This is a genomic window from Haematospirillum sp. H1815, assembly GCF_012102705.1.
In the GTDB taxonomy this organism is placed as follows: domain Bacteria; phylum Pseudomonadota; class Alphaproteobacteria; order Rhodospirillales; family Rhodospirillaceae; genus Haematospirillum.
Genome location: NZ_JAAVTA010000005.1, coordinates 1 through 20,715, shown reverse-complemented (window position 1 = coordinate 20,715; position 20,715 = coordinate 1). Strand labels below are relative to the sequence as shown.

The 20,715-nt window shown below is 54.0% G+C and carries 18 protein-coding genes; 9 read left to right on the top strand and 9 right to left on the bottom strand.

All coding sequences use genetic code 11. The features are described 5' to 3' along the window. Positions 1 to 9: 9 nt before the first annotated feature. A complete protein-coding gene (locus HEQ60_RS05770) occupies positions 10 to 2,160 on the bottom strand; it encodes a tetratricopeptide repeat protein (RefSeq protein WP_168070473.1) in 2,151 nt (716 codons plus the stop codon). 205 nt (positions 2,161 to 2,365) lie between these two features. On the opposite strand from HEQ60_RS05770, the gene HEQ60_RS05765 reads away from it, so the two are divergent. The 3 genes from HEQ60_RS05765 to HEQ60_RS05755 are packed head-to-tail and all read left to right on the top strand — an operon-like array spanning position 2,366 to position 6,748. Further along, positions 2,366 to 4,750, top strand: coding sequence for an ABC transporter permease (locus HEQ60_RS05765; protein ID WP_168070471.1), 2,385 nt, complete (start codon positions 2,366 to 2,368; stop codon positions 4,748 to 4,750). A 10-nt stretch (positions 4,751 to 4,760) separates the two neighbouring features. Further along, positions 4,761 to 6,074: an efflux RND transporter periplasmic adaptor subunit gene (locus HEQ60_RS05760; RefSeq protein ID WP_168070469.1), complete on the top strand. Its 1,314-nt coding sequence runs from the start codon at positions 4,761 to 4,763 to the stop codon at positions 6,072 to 6,074. Positions 6,075 to 6,085: 11 nt separating this feature from the next. After that, positions 6,086 to 6,748: an ABC transporter ATP-binding protein gene (locus HEQ60_RS05755; protein WP_168070467.1), complete on the top strand. Its 663-nt coding sequence runs from the start codon at positions 6,086 to 6,088 to the stop codon at positions 6,746 to 6,748. Between the two features lie 17 nt (positions 6,749 to 6,765). Here HEQ60_RS05755 and HEQ60_RS05750 read toward each other — a convergent pair whose 3' ends face one another. Then, positions 6,766 to 8,061 (bottom strand): RsmB/NOP family class I SAM-dependent RNA methyltransferase, encoded by a 1,296-nt coding sequence (locus HEQ60_RS05750; RefSeq protein ID WP_168070465.1) that lies wholly within the window; start codon positions 8,059 to 8,061, stop codon positions 6,766 to 6,768. Positions 8,062 to 8,343: 282 nt separating this feature from the next. Here HEQ60_RS05750 and HEQ60_RS05745 point away from each other — a divergent pair, with 282 nt between their 5' ends. The 6 genes from HEQ60_RS05745 to phoB all read left to right on the top strand — a co-directional run bounded on the left by HEQ60_RS05745 (position 8,344) and on the right by phoB (position 14,519). Then, positions 8,344 to 9,384: a PstS family phosphate ABC transporter substrate-binding protein gene (locus tag HEQ60_RS05745; protein ID WP_168070463.1), complete on the top strand. Its 1,041-nt coding sequence runs from the start codon at positions 8,344 to 8,346 to the stop codon at positions 9,382 to 9,384. Between the two features lie 120 nt (positions 9,385 to 9,504). Continuing rightward, positions 9,505 to 10,896, top strand: a complete 1,392-nt coding sequence (gene pstC / locus HEQ60_RS05740) for a phosphate ABC transporter permease subunit PstC (RefSeq protein ID WP_168070461.1) — start codon at positions 9,505 to 9,507, stop codon at positions 10,894 to 10,896. Positions 10,897 to 10,935: 39 nt separating this feature from the next. Next, complete coding sequence (gene pstA, locus HEQ60_RS05735; protein ID WP_245183796.1) at positions 10,936 to 12,231, top strand: phosphate ABC transporter permease PstA; 1,296 nt, start codon at positions 10,936 to 10,938, stop codon at positions 12,229 to 12,231. A 12-nt stretch (positions 12,232 to 12,243) separates the two neighbouring features. Then, on the top strand, positions 12,244 to 13,050 hold the full coding sequence (pstB, locus tag HEQ60_RS05730; RefSeq protein WP_066137394.1) for a phosphate ABC transporter ATP-binding protein PstB: 807 nt from the start codon (positions 12,244 to 12,246) through the stop codon (positions 13,048 to 13,050). 34 nt (positions 13,051 to 13,084) lie between these two features. Beyond that, the gene (phoU, locus tag HEQ60_RS05725) at positions 13,085 to 13,825 is read left to right on the top strand and encodes a phosphate signaling complex protein PhoU (RefSeq protein ID WP_168070459.1); all 741 of its coding nucleotides are present in this window, start codon (positions 13,085 to 13,087) and stop codon (positions 13,823 to 13,825) included. Positions 13,826 to 13,829: 4 nt separating this feature from the next. Then, positions 13,830 to 14,519, top strand: coding sequence for a phosphate regulon transcriptional regulator PhoB (phoB, locus tag HEQ60_RS05720; protein WP_168070457.1), 690 nt, complete (start codon positions 13,830 to 13,832; stop codon positions 14,517 to 14,519). Between the two features lie 105 nt (positions 14,520 to 14,624). On the opposite strand, the gene HEQ60_RS05715 is transcribed toward phoB, so the two are convergent. The 7 genes from HEQ60_RS05715 to HEQ60_RS10480 all read right to left on the bottom strand — a co-directional run. After that, the gene (locus tag HEQ60_RS05715) at positions 14,625 to 14,885 is read right to left on the bottom strand and encodes a hypothetical protein (RefSeq protein ID WP_168070455.1); all 261 of its coding nucleotides are present in this window, start codon (positions 14,883 to 14,885) and stop codon (positions 14,625 to 14,627) included. A gap of 265 nt (positions 14,886 to 15,150) precedes the next feature. Beyond that, on the bottom strand, positions 15,151 to 15,522 hold the full coding sequence (locus HEQ60_RS05710; RefSeq protein ID WP_168070453.1) for an AzlD domain-containing protein: 372 nt from the start codon (positions 15,520 to 15,522) through the stop codon (positions 15,151 to 15,153). Continuing rightward, entirely contained in the window at positions 15,519 to 16,241 is a 723-nt protein-coding gene (locus tag HEQ60_RS05705; RefSeq protein ID WP_168070451.1) for an AzlC family ABC transporter permease, read from the bottom strand. Before HEQ60_RS05705 ends, HEQ60_RS05710 begins: the two co-directional genes overlap by 4 nt. After that, on the bottom strand, positions 16,199 to 18,187 hold the full coding sequence (locus tag HEQ60_RS05700) for a methyltransferase (RefSeq protein WP_168070449.1): 1,989 nt from the start codon (positions 18,185 to 18,187) through the stop codon (positions 16,199 to 16,201). Before HEQ60_RS05700 ends, HEQ60_RS05705 begins: the two co-directional genes overlap by 43 nt. A gap of 275 nt (positions 18,188 to 18,462) precedes the next feature. Next, a complete protein-coding gene (locus HEQ60_RS05695) occupies positions 18,463 to 19,233 on the bottom strand; it encodes an N-acetylmuramoyl-L-alanine amidase (RefSeq protein ID WP_168070447.1) in 771 nt (256 codons plus the stop codon). Between the two features lie 315 nt (positions 19,234 to 19,548). Next, a complete protein-coding gene (locus HEQ60_RS05690; protein WP_168070445.1) occupies positions 19,549 to 19,989 on the bottom strand; it encodes a hypothetical protein in 441 nt (146 codons plus the stop codon). A 5-nt stretch (positions 19,990 to 19,994) separates the two neighbouring features. Then, a partial coding sequence (locus tag HEQ60_RS10480) for a phage tail protein (RefSeq protein WP_322099298.1) occupies positions 19,995 to 20,715 on the bottom strand: 721 nt, incomplete at its 5' end.

Sequence of the window (20,715 nt, the reverse complement as noted above, 5' to 3'; positions counted from 1 at the left end):
GAATTAGCTTCAGACGTTGCTGGGAGCCGTACGGAGGTATTGCTCCCAGCTGCTGAGGAATTCTGTTTCTATGATCGATAGACAATGCTTCTGTAATATCTCGCTATGTTGTTTCTCACACTCTTGATCGTACACTCTTTCCCTTGCCAGTTTTTCTGGATTTGATACCAGCCCGCAAGCCAGCCTGACATACTCGTCCAAATTTTTGGCATTTAGGGGATTATTGTATTCCTCTGTATTCTCAGCCAGGTCTAGGCGCACAATCTTGATCCCCATCGCCATGAGGAGTCTGGTCGTTGTACCGCCGCGATAGTGCAGGGGATCGAGAACAACATCGATGCCTCGACAGAATGTGAACCACTCTGTTAAAGGCATTTCTTCGCGTAGGTCTATCCGATCAACAGGACAGCCATCGGCAGCGAAGTCGTGCAGAATGACTTTTCGTGTTTCCGGGTTGTCTGCTCCTGGAGCAATGACGGTCAAGCGTGCCGTTGGACATGCATCAAGAATGCGTCCCCACAAGTGCCGGGCCTCAGAGTCGACTTTCAGATATTTATTGACGGAGCCGAACAGTGGCCACCCCCGTTGTAGCATCGGAAGGGGGCTTGGACGCCAGCACTCTTTTGGTGCATTAATTTCTGATGGTCCTACTTGATCCCACAGGCGTTCCACGCTGTATTCCTGCTCATCGGTTTTTTTGGGGGGATTGCCGTAGAGGGGACGGCTGTCAACCCGGGTTAGTCCGGTTGTTCCAGGGTAACCAAGCATACTCACCTGCAGGGGTGCTGGCTTCCAGGCAAACAGGGGCAGCATGTTGCCCGCAGTATGACCGGCCAGATCAATCAGAATGTCAATGTGGTGCTTTTGTATCAACCGTGCGGCTTGTTCATGGTCTTGTGGCAGGGTGTACCACTGGTCCGTCATTTCTCTCAGTCGTTGGGTTGTCTCGTCAATCCGGCGTGGAATATGGAAGCCGATAACCTCGAACCGTGATCGATCATGCTGTATAAAGAGCGGTTCTACAAACAAGCTAATGGCATGGTGGCAGAAATCAGGTGAAACATACCCGATGCGCAGGCGTTTCTTTGGGCCTGCTGCGCTGTGGTGGGGGAGGGGCATGATCTGCTGTTCCCAAAACAGGCCAAAATTGCGGTGATCCTGGAAGACATCTTCGGGGCTTGTTTCGTTGTCATGCAGACTGAGGAACAGGGCATTGCTCCACAATTGCCAGTCAAGAGGGCGCAGTTCTGCTGCACGTTTCCATGCCAGCCTAGCCTGTGTCGTATGACCGAAATGTGCCTCGATTTCACCCGTCAAGGCGCACGTTTGCCACGTCTCCCCCATTTTTCTCATCAATGTTCTGGCCTGTGCACGGGCACCGTCAAGATTACCTTCCTTGGCTTCCAGCTGTGCAAGCCGCATCAGGGCCTCCGGCGTATCCGGCGCCTTTTGAAGGTAGAGGCGTAGATGAGTAATGGCCCCGACCGTATCACCATGTGTTGCTGCAAGTTCGGCATCAAGGCGCTCGCACAGGGGATGATCAGGCATCAGCATGCTGATTGTACCGCGCAAGGAAGATGCTTCCTGTATCCGGCCTGCATCAATCAGTCCCAGACACAGGTTGAAGAGTGCTTCCTGACATGGATGGGCAGCGTGGAGTGCCTCTTCCCAAGCTTTGATAGCATCTTCCTTAAGCCCCCCTTCGTGATGGATATTGCCAATGTTGAACCACGCATGGCCACTGCTTGGATCCAGGGCCAAGACATGCTTGTAGTGTGTGATGGCCGCATCTGTTTGTCCGGTTGTGCGCAAAGCCATGGCCAGCGAAAAATGAGCAGCCGCATTCCCCGGATGATGTTGCAGATATGTTTCCAGCATGGCTATGGCCTGTGCCGGCTTCTGGAGTGCCAGCAGAAGTTCACCGGCTTCGTGTCCCAGGACAGGATGGGTCGGGGCATCCTGCGCTGCACCCACCAACCAGGGAAGGGCTTGTTCCCGTTGCCCTGAACCGGACAGGAGCAAGCCGAGCAGGCGTCGTCCCTCTATGTGTCGTGGCTCCTTGTCTATCAACGTTGTCAGGTATTGCAGGGCTTCCTGGTGTCGCTGTTGTTCCAATGCGTTGACGACAGATTGGAACAGGGAATCCTGCAAGGAAGTCATCGGTTCTTGTTCCCCGTATTATCGGCGGGCAAGGTGTTTCACTGGTGAAGGATTCCACCTGTTTTGTGGTGGGGCAAGCCTGTTGTGAGTGGAGATATTTGTGCTCGTCACAATACTGCCATTTTTCTGATAACAGGGTAATTGAGTGTTCTGAATTAGTTAGATACATTTCTTTATGGGGTTTGGGGCAGGAGTGCGAAATCGGGTGCGTGAGTTCTTCGGGTTAAGTGCGATACGGGACATCATTCCGGTCGTCGTGAATTTTGTTGGAACCGCTGTTGGTTTTGTCGCGGTTGGCTTGTGCATTCTGATGATCCGGGCGGAGCTTTCCCATGATACATGGGTCCGTAGCAGCGAACAGGCATACCGTCTCCATATGGTGATTTCACCACCTGGTGCACAAACGATTCCACTGCCTTCCGTCAGTCCACACTTGGCCAAATCCATCAGACAGATTCCCGGTGTGGAGGATGTGACGCGCCTGTCGCGTGAGACACTGGTCATTGCACGCCATGGAACACGGTATTCAGAAACAGTCCAGGTTGTTGACCCGAACTTCCTTGATGCCTTTGGTCTGAGCCTGAGTGAGAGAACGGGGCCAGGTGCCTTGGATGCGCCCGGCAGTGTCGTTCTTACCCGCGAAGCAGCGCAGAAATACTTCGGGAATACAAATCCTGCAGGGCAGATACTTGAGCTTGATACAGGCGACAGCCTGCGGGTAACAGCGGTTCTGGATCTGGTCCCCCGCAATACGCACCTTGACCTGAACATGCTGGTGAGCAGCAGAACCCCTTTTACAGTTCTGAACCAGCAAAGTCGCCTGGCCGGCCCCGGTGAGAGCATTGCCTACACCTACTTCTGGCTCAGGGATGGCATCGGAGCGAAGGACATCGCATCCCGGCTTTTCGGTCTTCTGGCCATAACCCCGGTCATGCCGCCGGAAGCGATGGCCGTTGTCAAACCGGCCCTCGGCATGATGCCTGTTTCGGAGATTCACCTGAATTCTTTTCCGGCCGGTGAGTTGAAGCCGGGAGGAAGCCGGACGATGCTTGGCATTCTGGCTGCAATTGCCGTAATGATCACCGTGATTGTCTGTATTAACTTCTCTGTTCTGATGATGTCCCGTACCGAGGCGCGAACTCTTGAATACGGGGTGCGTCGGACGTTCGGTGCAACCAGGCTTCAGGTTGTTTTTGGCAGTCTTCGAGAAGGGACTGTGGTAACCATCGCAGCGATGGCGCTTGCTGCCGCAATGATCATGGCTGGACACCCGATCATTGCCAGTCTGTCTGGAACGACCGTACTGGTGAGTCTATCCGATTTTCCTGTCCTGTTGGTGCCACCGCTTGTCGTTGCTCTTGTGGCGGGCATGGCAGTCATACTGCCCGCGAATGCAGCAGCTCGAATGTCTCCGGTGGAGGCTCTCAAACAAGACATGCCGCAGCGAAAGGTCACGTGGGAGACGATCCCCGTTGTGGTACAGTTCTCCCTGACAACCATCATCGCTGTCCTCTCGCTTGTTGTCGCCGAGCAGACCTCTTTTGCCGTTCGTAGTAGTGTTCAGGCCGCAGGGACCGGCGTTTTTATCATCGATGCGGGTGCAACGGGCCTGCCGCCTTCAGCCTTGGCGACATTTCGCGATGAGGCCCGTCGCATTCCGGGCGTTCGCTCTGTATCTTTGTCAGAGATTGTGCCAACGAACTTCAGTACATCGATGCTGTCACTGATGAACCAAGGCCAGGCAGCGCCAAGTAGTTTTTCGTCAAATTCGGTAGATTCGTCTTTTTTCGAGGCGTTTGGTCTTGAACCAATAGCAGGACGGTTGTTTGCCGACCCCACAGCCGGGCAGGCTGATGTGCGGGGCATTGTGCTCAGCGAGGCGGCTCTACCTGCGCTTGGGTTCCGGGACGCGCAATCGGCCATTGGTGCCACAGTTGTTACAACATGGTCGGAGGAACCCCTTTCTTTCGAGGTTCTGGGGGTGGTTCCCGACATGACCATGAAATCGGTTGATGCCCCCCTTGAACGGATGGTCTACTTCCCCGTCGGTGAAAAAGGCAGATTTATAGCGATTGTACTCAACAATTCGCAGGATGCGTCCGTGATGGAGCAGATCATGGCCCGCTGGCGGGAGATTTGTAACGACGCCGTGCTCAATGGCCGTTTTCTGGACGACCGACTTGCCGATCTCTATCGGCCTCTTGAGAAGGCGAAGCAGGCTCTCTTTGCTCTCAGTCTTGTTGCCATGGCCACATCGTGCCTGGGCATTTATGCGCTGACATCGCTTCTGTCTATCCGACAGCGCCGGGAGGTTGGTCTCCGTCGTGCGCTGGGAGCCACGCGGAGCAATATCACGGCCTATATCTCAATGCGGTTCTTTATGCCGGTCATCGTGGGTATCGTCCTAGGGATACCGGTTTCGGCCGCGATCGCTCTTTCGTGGTTGAGTGGTTATACCCATCGAATCGCCTTGGGCCCATCTCCCTTTCTGCTGTCGGCAACCGGTGTCATGATGATCGGAATGCTGGCCATGGTGCACCATACAATCCGGCTGTCTGGCACCGCACCAGCGTCCGCACTGCGACAGTAGGCGGTTAACCATGCGGCTTTTATTTTCACGTGATCAGCTGGTGGATGAGTTCCCTGAGGAGGTTGTTCTGCTTGCGACCGACCGGCCTGTCCAGCGTCGTCGCCGTTGGCCCTATATGCTCGGTGGTACGGCCGTGCTGCTTTTTACCAGCCTGGTCGCTCTCTATGTCCTGTCAAGCCGGGCTGCCTCGACTCTTGTGGTGTCACCGGAAGGATTGACGATTGCGACAGCCACAACAGGGCCCTTCACTGAATTCATTCCCCTGCGAGGCCGCATTTTGCCGCGGGAGACCGTTTATCTCGACCTTGTGCAGGAGGGACGTGTTGAAGAGATCTTTCAGCGCGCCGGCGATTATGTCGAGGTTGGTGCTCCTCTTGTCAGGACCTCAAATCCAACGCTGGAGCTGTCGATCTCAACGCAGGAATCCAACGCGATCAATCATCTCGATCAACAGATGTCGCTCCGGTTAAATCTCTCGCAGGCGCTCGGCAACGCTGAAGCCGAGCTGAAAGAGGCGACATACCGGGTCGAACAGTTGCAGCGGACATATACGATGCAGAAGCAGTTGTCGGAGAGAGGCGTCAGCCCGGCAGCCAAGGAAAAAAGCCTTGGCGAGGATCTTGCCTACTGGACAGCTCTTTCTGAAATTCGAAGTCGCGCGCTTGAGCGTACCAAGTTGCAAGCTGAGGAGATCGAGCGTTCCATCAGCGAGACATCCCGCCGTCTTGATGAAACGATCCGTACTGCCAGGTCACAGCTTGATGCCCTGACCTTGCGCGCACCGATTACGGGCTATCTTACGCACCTTGATGTCAGTTTGGGGCAGCACCTTACAGCCGGGCAATCCGTAGGACAGATTGACAATAACGAGGGTTTCAAGGTCGAGGCACAGCTTGATGAGTTTTACCTTGACCGTGTCCGGATTGGGCAGAGGGTTCTTGGGTCGATTGGTGGTGCCGATGTAGTGTTGACCGTCACGCGCATTTCCCCGCGTATTACGGAGGGGAAGTTCAAGGTTGAGGCTGATTTTGCCTCGTCTGTTTCCCTCCCGGGTGTCACGCGGGGGCAGGCGATGACTGGCCGACTGGAGCTGGCGCAGCAGAACGACAGCATTTTGACAATTCCGCTGGGGGCGTTCTGGGAAACAACCGGAGGCAACTGGGTCTTTGTTGTCGATGGATCAACCGCTACCCGAAGGACTATCAAGGCTGGTCGCCGAACTGTTGACGCCGTAGAGGTGCTTGAGGGTCTCACCGAGGGGGAATGCATCATAACGTCAAGTTATCAGGGATTCGATAACTACCAGAACCTGACCCTGAACTAGGAGTTTGCAGTGTGATACGATTGGAAAACGTCGGAAAGACCTATCGGACGTCGGAGATGGAAACCCGGGCTCTGACAAACGTAAGCCTTGATATTGATGGTGGTGAGTTTGTTTCGATTATGGGGCCGTCAGGCTCGGGGAAATCGACTTTGCTCAGCATTATCGGTTTGCTGGATACTCCGAGTGAAGGAACGATCCAGTTCGGGAACACGAAGATCAGCGAAGAACGTGACAGCTTGCTGACGGAACTGCGCCGCAAACACATCGGGTTCGTGTTCCAGGCATTCAACCTGATTCCGCACCTCAATATCGAACGGAATGTGGAGCTGGGGTTGGTCTATCGGGGCGTTGGAAAGATAGAACGACACAAGCGCAGCTTGAGCGCATTGAAGGCGGTGGGACTGGAGGCCCGGGCAAAGCATTACCCGGCCCAGCTGTCGGGTGGACAACAGCAGAGAGCCGCCATTGCACGGGCCCTTGTGGGGGATCCCACTATCATTCTGGCTGACGAGCCGACCGGAAATCTCGACAGCCAGAATGGTGAACAAATTCTCGATATGCTGCAGGGCATAGCCGCCAGCGGCAAGACAGTCGTGATGGTCACACATGACGAACGGCAGGCACAGCGGGCGCACAGGACGATTCTGATGAAGGATGGTCGTATTGTCCTGTAAGTGCTGTTATGAGGATTTCAGGCTTCCAGCTTTCTAAGCCGTGCCGCAAAGAATCCATCCATGCCGCCGTTCTCACTGTTGTGGAAAGGCATAGTTCGCAACCAGCCCTCCGGTGTGATCAGGGCGCTTAATCCTCCTGTCTCTTCGGCGGTAACAGGGACATCCTCTATAGGCAGGCCCGCTGACAGGGCACTTGTGACAATCTCCTCCCCTTCAGCTTTTTGCAGGGAGCATGTGCAGTATACGACAAGCCCTCCGGGGCGAACCATGTCAACTGCAGCACGCAGCAGTTCTGTTTGCGTTGCGGCCAAGTTCCGCACATCATCAGGCCTTTTGTGGCGGGCAACGTCTGGATGGCGGCGGATCGTACCGGTTGCCGAGCAGGGGGCATCCAGTAATACACTATCAACCAGTGTATCCGGCTTCCATTGCGTCGCATCGGCATCGATCAGGGTTGCACTCAATCCCAGTCGTTCCAGGTTGCTGGCGACCCGGCGAAGACGGCGTGCCGATCGGTCAACCGCAGTAACTGTAGCCCCGGCAGAAGCCAGCTGCATGGTCTTACCGCCCGGTGCAGCGCAGAGATCAATGATCGCCTTATTACGGACATCACCCAGTAAACGCGCGGGCAGCGAGGCCGCTGCATCCTGTATCCACCATTGACCCTCATCGAAGCCCGGCAGGTCAGCAACATTGCCACCCATGATACGCCGCAGAGTACCAAAGGGCAGGAGGGTCGCGTCCAGTCGCTCTGCCCATACAGCCTGATCCTGGTCCGGACGGAGTGTGATATCCAAGGGAGCTTCAGACAGGTGTGCAAGCCCAATCTGGCGGGCTGTTTCTTCCCCCCATGTTTTGCTCCAATCCTGCCAGAGCCACTTGGGTGTATTGAAGCGTGGAGCATCAACAGAGTCCGAAATACGGGCCCCATCCCTGGATATGCGGCGCAGTACAGCATTTGTCAGGCCGGCATAAGGCGCAAAGCGCCCGCGTTTGACCAGCTCGACCGATGTATCTACAACGGCGTGGACCGGGGTCTCCAGAAACAGAAGCTGAGTTGCCCCCAGGCGAAGCACATCTCGTACCGTAGCCAGTTTGGCCGGCATGGGTTTGTCCAGGCACTGATTGATGACAAGGTCAATCTGCCCCAAGCGCCGCAACGTTGTGGCGACAAGAAGGCGGACAAAGGCCCGGTCCCTGGATTCAAGAGCCTGGCTGAGTGCATCGGCCTGTTCGTCAAGGGGGCGGCTATCCCTCAGGACAGCCTGAAACACGGCCAAGGCAACAGAGCGGTTTTTCGGTAAGTCAGTCATGATGCGCACCATGACCAACCCTGCGGCAGAATCAAGTGCTATTTGCGAGAAAGTGTATTGTTTTTGTACAGCCGTGAAATGCCCCGTTGTTTCCCATGGCCCTGACATTCATTCTAATTCATTGATATTAAATAGCTAAGTAATCTTTAACAAAACTGTCATGATCCTGTCATGAATATGACGCGGACAGGCCCTATAGTAGGGCACGTCCGGTGATACCAATAAAAACAGGCTGTTGCTGATACCGGGCCTTGCGTTTTGGGTGTATTTCAGGAGGCTCCTGTGAGTTCTGGAAAACGTGCTCTGGTTGCTGCGGCTGTGGCCCTGACAACCCTGTCCGGTACGGCTCTTGCCCGTGACCAGATCCGCATTGTCGGATCATCCACGGTTTATCCCTTTTCGACGGTTGTAGCCGAGAACTTTGGCAAAAGGAGCCAGTTCAAGACACCGATCATAGAGGCGACGGGGTCCGGTGGTGGTTTCAAATTGTTTTGTGCGGGGCTTGGTCCATCGCATCCTGATATCACCAATTCCTCGCGCCGGATCAAGCGATCCGAGATGGAGGCCTGTGCCCGCAATGGCGTCACGGACATTGTTGAGGTCAAGATCGGCTATGATGGTATTGTGCTGGCCAACTCCAAGGCTTCCGCCCCTTTGTCCGCAACCCGTGAACAGCTGTTTTTTGCCTTGGCACGGGATGTTCCGGTCAAGGGAACCTGGGTCTCCAATCCGTACAAGATGTGGTCTGATATTGACCCTGCTCTTCCCGCAAAACTCATAGAGGTTCTGGGGCCGCCGCCAACATCGGGGACCCGGGATGCTTTCGTTGAGCTGGTCATGGATGTGGCATGCGAGAAGCTGCCCGAAACCCACGCACTGAAGGCGGCCGGTCGTGATGTAAAAGCGGCTTGTCAGGCGCTGCGTGAAGATGGTGCCTATATTGAGGCCGGGGAGAACGATAACTTGATCGTTCAGAAGCTGGGAGCCAATCCGGATGCCTTTGGTATCTTTGGGTATTCGTTCCTGGAAGAGAACGGGGACAAGGTGCAGGGTGCCCGGATTGATGGTCAGATACCAACGTTTGAAAATATTGCGTCTGGTACTTACCCGGTCAGCCGTCCTCTTCAGTTTTATGTGAAGAAGGCCCACGTCGGCACCATTCCTGGGATCGAGGCTTTTCTCAAGGAGTTTACATCCGAGAAGGCATGGGGCCCTGACGGGTATCTGAGTGACAAGGGGCTTGTCCCGATGCCTGATGCAGAGCGTGCCCGCTGGGCCGCCTCGGTTATGGGCTTGACCAGACTGGACATCAGCAGTTTCTGAAAGTAACAGGGCAAAAGCTGTTTGCGGGTATGTCCACTTGTTCCCGGTGATACTCTGTGGCAGAGAGTAGACCTTAGGGGCTATCGGTCAATGTGCCCGCAAACGGCAAACAAGGCTTCCATGCAAATATTCATACTGTTTCTCATTATCTCCCTGCTGTCCTTGAGCAGTTTCTGGCTTGGGCGGCGACGCTCCCTTCGCTTGGTTAGTGGGGAGATCCGCAGGTTACACAGTCTGCCTGTGTACTATGGTCTTTATATGGCGTTATGGGTTGGCATCCCTGCATTGCTCTTGCTTCTTGTGTGGTTCTTTGCGGAAGACAAGGTCGTAACCAGCCTTGTTCTGGCGGAAATGCCGCCGGATATCTTGGCCGGTGCCAGTGGTCCCGATCCGGCCCGGGTAAGCTTGGTCCTGAATGATATTCGCAATATTGCCTCAGGTGCTTCTGCGTTTTCGCCTGTCCCCGAGATTCAGTCTGCAGCTCTGCGTTATGCTTTCCTGAAGCAGATAAGCTTTACCCTGGTTATTCTGGTTTCGCTTGCCACAGCGGTTCTCAGCGGCTTTCTTGCGCTCAGATGGGTTACGCCCCTGTTCCGTGCGCGCAACCGTGTAGAAAATGCCGTCAAGGCTTTTATGATTGGTTGCTCGGTCATTGCGATCCTGACCACGGTGGGTATTGTCCTGTCGCTTCTGGTTGAGAGCTGGCGGTTCTTTGGCTATGTAACCCCTGTTGATTTTCTCTTTGGGCTGGAATGGAGTCCGCAGACGGCCATGCGTGCGGATCAGGCCGGTTCATCGGGAAGTTTTGGTGCCGTTCCCCTCTTTGCCGGTACGTTGCTGATTTCGTTGATCGCAATGTTGGTGGCGGTGCCAGTAGGTTTAATGGCTGCCATCTATATGGCGGAGTATGCACCAGCCCGCGTTCGTGGTGTGGTCAAACCTGTCCTGGAAATTCTGGCAGGCATTCCCACGGTTGTGTACGGATTTTTTGCAGCATTGACCGTTGCGCCTCTTTTTCGTGGGATCGGGCAGGACATCGGCCTGACCATTTCATCAGAAAGTGCCTTGGCTGCCGGGATCGTGATGGGAATTATGATCGTTCCCTTTGTATCCTCGCTCTCGGATGATGTGATTACAGCCGTGCCACGTGCCATGCGCGAGGGATCTTATGGTTTGGGGGCGACACGTTCGGAAACCATCCGGCGCGTGGTTTTACCCGCAGCGTTGCCCGGCATTGTCGGCGGAATTCTTCTGGCTGTATCCCGCGCTATTGGTGAAACCATGATTGTTGTGATGGCCGCAGGTCTCTCTGCCAATCTGACGGCCAATCCTTTCGAGGCCGTGACGACCGTGACGGTACAGATTGTGACGCTTCTTGTCGGTGACCAGGAGTTTGACAGCCCCAAGACCCTTGCGGCCTTTGCTCTTGGACTGGTCCTGTTTGTTATGACCCTTGCCTTGAATGTTGTTGCCCTTCATGTGGTACGCAAGTACCGGGAACAGTACGAGTAGATGAGTATGTCCAACACTGTACCTGATCAAGGCGGTTCCATGGTGCGTAGGCTGCCACAACACCGCATTGCCGATGTTGTCAATGCAGGTCTGCGTCGCCGCTATGCGGCGGAGATGCGTTTCCGTTTTTGTGGCTTGATGGCTGTTGCCGTGTCACTGGCCATGCTGGGGGTTCTGTTTTCCAGTATCCTGGGCTCCGGTCTCGGGGCTTTCCAGCAGACCAGGATATCCTTGGACATTACGTTTGATGCACGCGTGATTGATCCGGATGGGGCCCTTGATATCGCGGTTTTGTCTGACGCGGATTATGATGCCTTGGTCAAGGCCGCCTTGCGGGACCTTTTCCCCGATGTTCAGGCCCGCCGTGACCGACGTGAATTGTATTCACTTGTCTCAACCGGTGCAGCTTACCAGCTTCGTGATATGGTTTTGGCAGATCCCCTGCTGATCGGGAAGACGGTGCGCGTTGATGTTTTGGCCTCTGCTGATATGGATATGCTGGCCAAGGGCAACATCGCCCGTGATATCCCTGAAAGTGCTCGCCGGATCAGTGATCAGGAAATGGCTTGGTTTGATCACTTGTCGGATACGGGCCGTGTCTCGCGGGTTTTCAATCAGATGCTTTTCACGGCTGGTGACAGCAGGCAACCGGAACTAGCGGGAATTCGGGGTGCCTTGATTGGCTCCCTTTTGACTCTTGCGGTGACACTGGCTCTTAGCTTCCCCATCGGGGTTGGTACGGCGATTTATCTTGAAGAGTTTGCTCCGCGTAATCGCTGGACAGACTTGATCGAGGTGAACATCAACAATCTGGCTGCTGTTCCTTCTATTGTGTTCGGTCTGCTGGGGCTTGCTGTCTTTCTTCAGGTTTTCGGTCTGCCGCGTTCAGCTCCCTTGGCAGGGGGGCTGGTTCTGACGCTGATGACCTTGCCCACTATCATTATTGCAGCGCGTACAGCCTTGAAATCTGTTCCACCATCCATTCGCGAGGCGGCGCTGGGGATGGGGGCGTCAAAGTTGCAGATGATCTTCCATCATGTTTTGCCTCTGGCTATGCCGGGCATGCTGACTGGTACCATTATCGGTATGGCCCAGGCATTGGGTGAGACCGCGCCCTTGTTGATGATTGGTATGGTGGCCTTTGTAGCCGATGTGCCAGGATGGATCACTGATCCATCAACAGTTTTGCCCGTTCAGATCTATCTTTGGGCCGACAGTCCCGAGCGGGCATTTGTAGAGCGGACATCTGCCGCTATTATCGTTTTGCTTGGCTTCTTGATTGTCATGAATGCAGCCGCGGTTTTGCTGCGCAAGAAATTTGAAAGACGTTGGTAGGTTATGGCTGACATGATTGAAAACCATATAACATCAGGTTCTCCCCTGGCCTTGGAGGGGGAGGTGGCCAAGGTTGCGGCCCGTGATGCTCATGTTTTTTATGGAGACAAGCATGCCATCAAGGGGGTGAGCCTTGATATCCGTGAAAACGAAGTCACTGCTTTTATTGGTCCTTCTGGCTGCGGAAAATCAACATTCCTGCGGACCCTGAACAGGATGAATGATACGATTGATGGGTGCAGGGTGTCGGGTTTGATCACCCTTGACGGTGAAGATGTCTATGATCGTCGTGTTGATGTCGTGCAGCTGCGGGCCCGTGTTGGCATGGTGTTCCAGAAGCCCAATCCCTTCCCGAAATCAATATATGAGAACGTAGCCTATGGTCCACGCATTCATGGGTTGGCGGGAACACGTGATGAGCTGGATGAAATTGTGCTTGCCAGTCTGGAGCGTGCGGGTCTGCTGAATGAAGTCAAGGATCGCCTTGATTCGCCAGGAACCGGGTTGTCGGGGGGGCAGCAGCAGCGCCTATGTATTGCCCGCGCTATTGCAGTCAGTCCTGAAGTGATCCTTATGGATGAGCCATGTTCGGCCTTGGATCCTATTGCGACAGCGAAAATCGAGGAATTGATCGATGAGCTGCGTGAGAACTTTACCATCGTTATTGTGACTCATTCCATGCAACAGGCTGCCCGTGTGTCACAGCGAACGGCTTTCTTTCATCTGGGTACCTTGGTTGAATGCAATGATACCGAACAGGTCTTTACCAATCCGGTACATAAGCTGACGCAAGGTTATATTACAGGCCGCTTTGGTTAATAGACCACGGTATCCACAGCGCGGGGAAACAGCTATGTCCGGTACCGAGATGCATACAGTTCGCTCTTTTGAAGACGAACTGAACCAATTATCCGATATTATTTTGCGGATGGGTGGGATGGCCGAGGCGCAGCTTACGGCGGCGGTCCAAGCCCTTGTTCGGCGTGATTCTCCGGCGGCGACAGATATTATTGTTGCAGATCATCGTATTGATGCCTTGGAGCAGGATATCCACGCGCTTGCAGTGCGTATTCTGGCTTTACGCCAGCCCATGGCCGATGACCTGAGGGCCATTGTCAGCGCCCTGAAAATCTCAGCTGACCTGGAACGGATTGGGGATTATGCAGCTAATGTTGCCAAGAGAGTCTTGGTGATCAACCAACTGCCGCCTGTTCCGGCTTTGGCTTCTATTCCCCTGATGGGGCGCTTGGTGCAGGAAATTATCAAGGAAGTTCTTGATGCCTATGTCGAGCGGGACGTCGAAAAAGCCTTGGGCGTGTGGCACCGGGATCAGGAGGTTGACGAGCTTCATACCAGCATGTTCCGGGAGCTGGTGTCCCTGATGATGGAGGATCCCCGCAATATAACAGCGTGTACGCACCTTATGTTTGTCGCCAAGAATATAGAACGGATTGGGGACCATGCGACGAACATTGCTGAAACCGTACATTTTCTGACTGTGGGGCGCGTACTGCCCATGTCGCGGCCCAAGGGCGATCAGGCTGGTGAATTTATGGCTCCTGTTCAGCCTTCTGGTTCTTTCCGGGACACATAGGGCAATGAAGTTCCGGATTATGATTGTCGAGGATGAACCTTCTCTTGTGACCATGCTGCGCTACAATCTTGAGAAGGAAGGGTATGCCGTTGACGAGGCCTATGATGGGGAGCAGGCTGTGACCGCTATTCGTACCGGCTTGCCTGATCTTGTCCTTTTGGACTGGATGTTGCCTGGACTATCGGGGCTGGAGGTATGCCGTCGTCTGCGTCGCCGCCCCGAAACAGCACATATTCCAGTTATCATGATTACGGCCCGTGGGGAAGAGGCCGACAAGATACGTGGTCTTGATACGGGGGCAGATGATTATCTGACCAAGCCATTCTCTGTGCCCGAGCTTTTGGCACGGACCAAAGCGCTTTTACGGCGGGCACAACCTGCTCGCAGTCGCGATACCTTGTCGTATGGTGATGTGGTTATGGACCTTGTCTCACTGCGGGTGGAACGATCAGGGCAGCCTGTTCATCTGGGGCCGACTGAATTTCGTTTGTTGCGGTTCTTGATGGAAAATCCCGGATGTGTGTTCTCGCGCGAAGAGCTGCTGAACCGGATATGGGGGCAAGACATTCATGTCGAGGTCAGAACAGTAGACGTTCACATTCGACGTTTACGCAAGGCCCTGGACAAGGGTAACGGAATCGATCTGATCCGTACGGTGCGATCAGCCGGTTATGCGCTTGACGAGCGTGAGTGACTGTTCCCCTGACATCTCTGCTCAAGAACAGGACACAGCAGCATCCTTGTAAAACAGAATCGTGGGCGATGCTGTGCCCTGTGGATGATCTTTTTGGATATCGTCTTATCGTATATCAATAGGCCAACAGATATTGGCGCCTGAGAAATCTGCAGTGCCGACAAGGACGGTCTCTGCCGTTTCATTCATATCATCCGGATAGATGAAAAACTCATGCAGAGAGTTGTCAGACTCTACATCATATCCATCCAGAACAATGCGGTTTTCAATATCAAATACTGATCCTATAGATGCCGCCTGCGCTTTGTAGTCGCTATAGGTTGTGGCATCAATTTTGGCTGCTGTTGGAAGATAGCGTTGTGCCATTTTCTCCTCCATTAATGGCAGTACTCTCTTTTTCCTGTTCTTGGTACAGGTAAAATGAGGCTTTGTGACTCTACGCCTCTTGAAATTACATGTACAGTTATAAATTTTATGCTTTGCATATCACCGCGATATAGTGGCAACGCTTTTTTCGGGTGGTATGGTTATGCCGTGTACGTTCTGTATGGAATCCACGTGTACATCCGCGATATCCATGATCCCAACATCTCCACGTATGAGTTCATTGGTATCATGCGCGGTCTTTAATTCAGGGCAACAAGCTGTATAAGGATTCCCCATTCAGAGGAACTGTCAAACATGCAAGGAATGCAAGTACACCTGCCAGAACAGCCAGCCCAGCCTCACGCCATCGCAAGACAGTTGCGAAGGTTACGACCATGCTGAAGACAAAAATCCAGAGCTGTTCTCCGTCAATCGTATTCTTGAAGGCGGGTGTAATGGTAACAGAAGCCAGCGCGGCCAACAGGACAGATCCAAGAACAGGTAGGCGCCGTCCGAAAGGGGATGTTGGCTGTAAGATCGAAATGTTGCGCCATATAAACGGCAATGCCCTGCTGCCGTAGGTCAAGGCCGCAATGGTGGCGATGGCAAGCCATAGTTGATTGTTGGTCCAGTTCATTTTTTTATCCAGGTGCTTAACGCACCCGCCCCTGTACCCAAGAGTATTCCTGCTGCTGTGTAATCCAGCCAGGCCGCCGTACCGGCGATCACGGCTGATATCATCATGGGGCCTGCGGAATCCTGCGATACATTCAAAACTGTAATGGCCAGAAACAAAGCGGGAAGAGCAAAGCCCATTGCTTCCGCCACCGATGGCGCCAAGGACTCCAGCGCAGTTCCCAGAAAAGCCCCCGCAGCCGTTCCGCCAACCCATGCAGCGTAGGATCCCAATGTCAGTCCGGCAAGCCATCGGCTGCGCAGTTCAGCATCTACACGACGTGAACCGTTCACTGCTGTGGCAAAGACTTCATCGGTCAGGCCGAAAGCCAGCAGCATATGGGTCCGGTGACTGGCAGGGATTCTGGGCGCCAGTATTGATCCATATAACAGGTGGCGGGCATTAAGGGCGGTGCAAAGCGCAATGACAAGTGCAACGGATGCCCCCGAGGTCAGGGCAGCCAGAATCAGAAATTGACTCGCGCCTGCAAAAACAAGTGCAGAGATGCAGGTTGTGACAACTGGTTCAATCCCCGCAGCTGTTCCTGCCGTACCAAAAGCCATGGCAACCGGCAGGTAGCCAACCACAACAGGAAGAGAGGCCCGTCCTCCACGTACCAAGGCGTGATCATATCCCGTCATTGCTTGTGGAATGTGAAGAGATGTGTTCCTGCGTCCCATTCTCCGTTCCCTTGTGTTTTGTACAGCCGTTGATGATGGACACAGCTGAAGCCTTCTGCGTCAGCAAGTGCGACAAGGCGCTGTGCATATGTTTTTTGTTCAACTTCGTAGTCAAGACCTGCGACCAGAGCCTGAAGTTCCAGAATGTGGAAGCGATAGAAAGCCATAAGCGGGTGACTGACTGGTTCCGGAAGAGGTATTTTGTCTACGATTCTGAAAAGATCCCGTACATACGATAAAGCACCAGATAGCCGCGCAGTTGCCAAGGACAAGCAGACTGGTACGTGCCTGCGGAATGCACGGACAACCTCAGCTTCTTCCGGAGACAGAAAAGCGTACGGAATTGGAACTAGTGTGTCAGCAACATAGTGAAGGTGATGCGCGACCAGATTGAGCTGACGTTCCTCCATGGTTCTGAACGGGGCTATCATTTCATCGCTTACAACAAACGACGCACCATCAGCCAGTGTATCGGCTGTTGCGCGGAAGAACAGGGCCGTATCCAGATGGTGTGACGCACCCACCGATATAGCGGCATCAAAGACGGGCCCTGTATTCTCAAAGCTGTCAATGCCGCATTGTAACATGGTAACGCCGGGATGACCCGAGAAGCGCTTTTGCAGATGCCGGAAAGCGGTTTCGCTGGGATCAAGGGCTGTAACCTGTAGACCGGGCATCAGCTGTAGCAGCATCTCCAAAGGCAGGCCCGGGCCAGTTCCTATATCCAGAAGACGGGCGCGTGGTGAAACGCCTGCTCTCTGGAGAGCGCCGGCCAGTGCCAGAACCTGACGGGCATACGCGGGGTGGACCAGTTCGTAGGCTTCGTATGCATCAACATCAATCCGGTCTTCAAACAGGATGCCGTCCCCTGTCCGTGGTCTTGACCTGATAGCCGGATCCTTGCACGAAATACCGGATGGGGTTGAGGGAAGACCATGCAGGGTCAGTGCCTCTGCCGCCAAGGCAGCGTGCAGGGTTGGGCCTGTTCCTGCAATCTGCATCAACTCCGCTCTTGTTATGGGATCAGGGGCAGGGAAGGCGGTGTTGTCTGCTGCCATCTGTGCCATACGGTATGCTGTGTCCCATGCCGTGTGGCTGTTGTCCTTATTGAGGGGGCTCAACCGTTTCCCCCGCCATAATATGCATAACCCCGGAAGAGGGTGTTGCAGAACATGAACCTGCAAGGCATTGCTTCCCTTTTTTCTCCTGTGTTCAAGGACGTATTGTTCCAGGTTTTCGATGGCATCATCCTGATCAAGCGGGCAACCTGTAAAGAGAATCCGCCGCATGTCTACGCCGTTCTGTACCTCGATATGGGCCCGTTCAAGCAGCTTGCCGACAATGCGCCAGTCATCACCGTTATCCGGCCATGGCAGGCTGACATCAAAAACTGTCGGAGCATCGTGTTTATGTTCCGGATAGATAACGGTAACCGAGGCTCGTACCGGATTGCTTCCGGAGCGATATATGTGGGAGCCGTCAGCGCGGAAGCGGAGACTCTGGCCCGGTATCAGGCGTGAAGGTGACTCCCGTGGGCCAGCAGTCAGAACGCCACTCAGCACGGTTATCTGCTCTTCCACACCATCTGGATGCCCGCCGGCATAACGTGTTGCAGAAGGGCACAGGTCCATAAGGTATGTTTCGATAATGCGCGGGGTGTCCTGACGATCTATCAGTGTGACCTGAACGCCGTTCTCGGAAACAGCAACTGGATGATCCGTACTCTGTAACAGACATCCAAAGGAAACCCCCAGTGCATTGGCCAGGCGGGATACAAGCTCGATCGTAGGCGTTTGTTTGCCCCATTCAATGCCTGAAAGAATGGAATCTGCGACACCGCTACTTTCGGCAAGACCTCCAAGCGTCATGCCTCGTTCGTTCCGGGCGGTGGTCAGGTTACGGGCCAGTGCAGCGCTGATTGCGGGCGACGGAGATCCTTCATTCACCGGACATTTCCTTTTGGTTGGGTTGTTAAAATAGCATTCGATCTTCCGTTATATGTAAAAGTGCATACGATTCCTTGTTAAGGTGATTGTATGTTAACTGTTAATCGACTGTATTTATTATTATTTTATTATGTTAACTCCATATTTTGTTTTCTTCTCTGAATTGTCAACGTATATCATTTCTGTCTATAGTGTTCTATGATGGGTTGTTTCTCGATAAAAAGAGGCCCCGTCCTTGCGGATCGGGGCCTCCATACCAGTAGGCAGTGCCTTATTCAGGCTGGAAAGTACTTGTCGACCAAAGCATACAGGATTGCTGCGGTTTCAACATCCAATGCCCCGTCATAATTGCTTTGACGGAAATGCAGTTGCAGGCTGCGCACCAGGTTGCGGAAACCACTGTCTGTACCGGCTTCAGACGTGTCGTAGCCATACTTCTTGAATTTGCCAATCACACTGTTCCGGTCCGGTATTCCTCCTGCCGTAAACTGTGCCATATACTTCTGCTTGGTTTCGTCGTTGTACCAAGCGCCTATGCCGCTCTGATACAGGGCTTCCCAGGGGAAGGCTGCGCCGGGGTCGCTCTTTCGTCCCGGTGCAATGTCAGAATGGCCAATCACATTGGTCGGGGTGATATCCGGATAGCGTTCCAGGATGTTCAGGGCCAGCTGCTTGACAGCTTCAACCTGCTCCGGGTTGTAAGGTGGGAATGTGAACTGCCCGCCGCTGTCACTGGCAAGGTTGACGATTTCAATCCCGATAGCGGTGTCATTCAGGTTGGAGCGTCCTGCCCACGCACTGCGCCCGGCGTGCCAAGCGCGTTCCTTCTCGTCCACCAGATTGAAGATTCGCATATCGTTGAAGCCGGCAGCCTTGTATGTCGGATCAGTCGGATCGGGGACCAAGTAGTGTGCGCTGACATTTTTGCCAGTCAATGCGCGCGCTGATGCGGCAAAATCAATAGCCGTATAATGCATGACCAGAAAACGGACCCGGCGATTGAATCCCGCAACAGAGCGGTAGGAGTTATAATCTATGGGATACATGTAAGATTTCCTTGCAATAAATAATAAAATGCTATGCAGCGTTTCGTGTATGCGGCGCAGGGCTGCCTCTTTCTGATGCACCCTTGCCTGTGTTTCTGATCTTGTTTTTCAAGGCATAAAATAACGAGTGTTCCTGCCATTTGTAACAAGAGACCAGTACATTGTTTATTATATAGAAAAATGGCTTAAGTTCGTCATAAAGTTTTCAAAAATATGTTTTGTCTTTTCAGATGCAGACGAAGAAACAGGGCCACCTTACGGGAAGGCGGTCCTGCTTGATCATGTGTTCAGGTGCTCTTGTAACGGTCTGTCGCGTTAATGCCAGTCCGGCGGTTGCTGTGGCCAGTATTTATCGGCGTAGTAATCGTCGGGGATGGGATCCATAGCCACTATGTTGTCATAGCTGGCACGAATGGCAGCGCGGAGCGTGGTTACAGACTCAGGGACAGCTTTGCCGGTTTCCATCTGGCGGATAATGTACCAGTCAGTCCTGCACAACAGGCCCCAAGCCATGGATTGTACCATGCTGGTGAGGTTGGGAGTGTATTTTTCTTCTTTCGGTGCGATCTCAACCACCCAGGCATCCTGATCCCAGCGGGCCTGTTCGCCATCGGCAAGGGCAGGCGGCGGGACGGTGACGCACCCGGCGGGGATCAGCCAGTTATCGGGTGAACGTGGATCACGATGGCTGTCATCAAGAATATCTTCACCAACATAAATGTTATCGATTGTGCGATAGATTGTGTAAGGCATCATAAACCTCATTGATAGCGGATACAGGGGAGGAGGGCGACGTTGCGGGGGCGGGTGACGCCGTAGTGGTCTTCGGTATAAAGCCCGCCTGCTTGCACGATGTTTGTATGGGCGTAGGTAGACCGACCCGAGTAATGGGATATGCTGGGCCTGTCCCATCCCAAGCCATCCCGGCTTCGAGATACGGCTTCGAATGCATGCACCTGTACATCAGTGTTCTCATTCCCGGCGATCAATGAGCCTTTCTGCCAGCTTCCGAACGTCCGCCCCGGATCGGCACCTCTTCCTCCATCCCAACCGCGCAGGAATTCACCGCGGAGGTCTGGCAGGGAGAAGGTTGTCCGGCCGTTACCACTTCCGAACGTGGTTCCGATCACTGCGAACAGTTGTGCATAGTCTGTTCGTGACAATTTTTGTCCATCGCATACAAGGTAAGATGGCGGGGGTGTCCGCCCGGCATGCATGATCACGCTGCCTACCGGGGCCGGAAAAGCCTGGGCCAGTGCCGCAGGGGTGACGGCCTTTTCCGTATCCGCTCCGGCCTTGACTTCATCCGCCGTCGCCAAACGGACGAGGCCAGGGGTGTTTTCGGTGGCCGCGCTCACCTGCTCTTTTATGTTTTTTGCGGTTTGGGTGATTGTGCCCTCGATCTGTGCCTTGAGTGCGGCATCGGCGGCGGCGAAGGCTTGCTCCAGGTCGGCCTTTACGGTTGCGGCCTTGTCATCCACG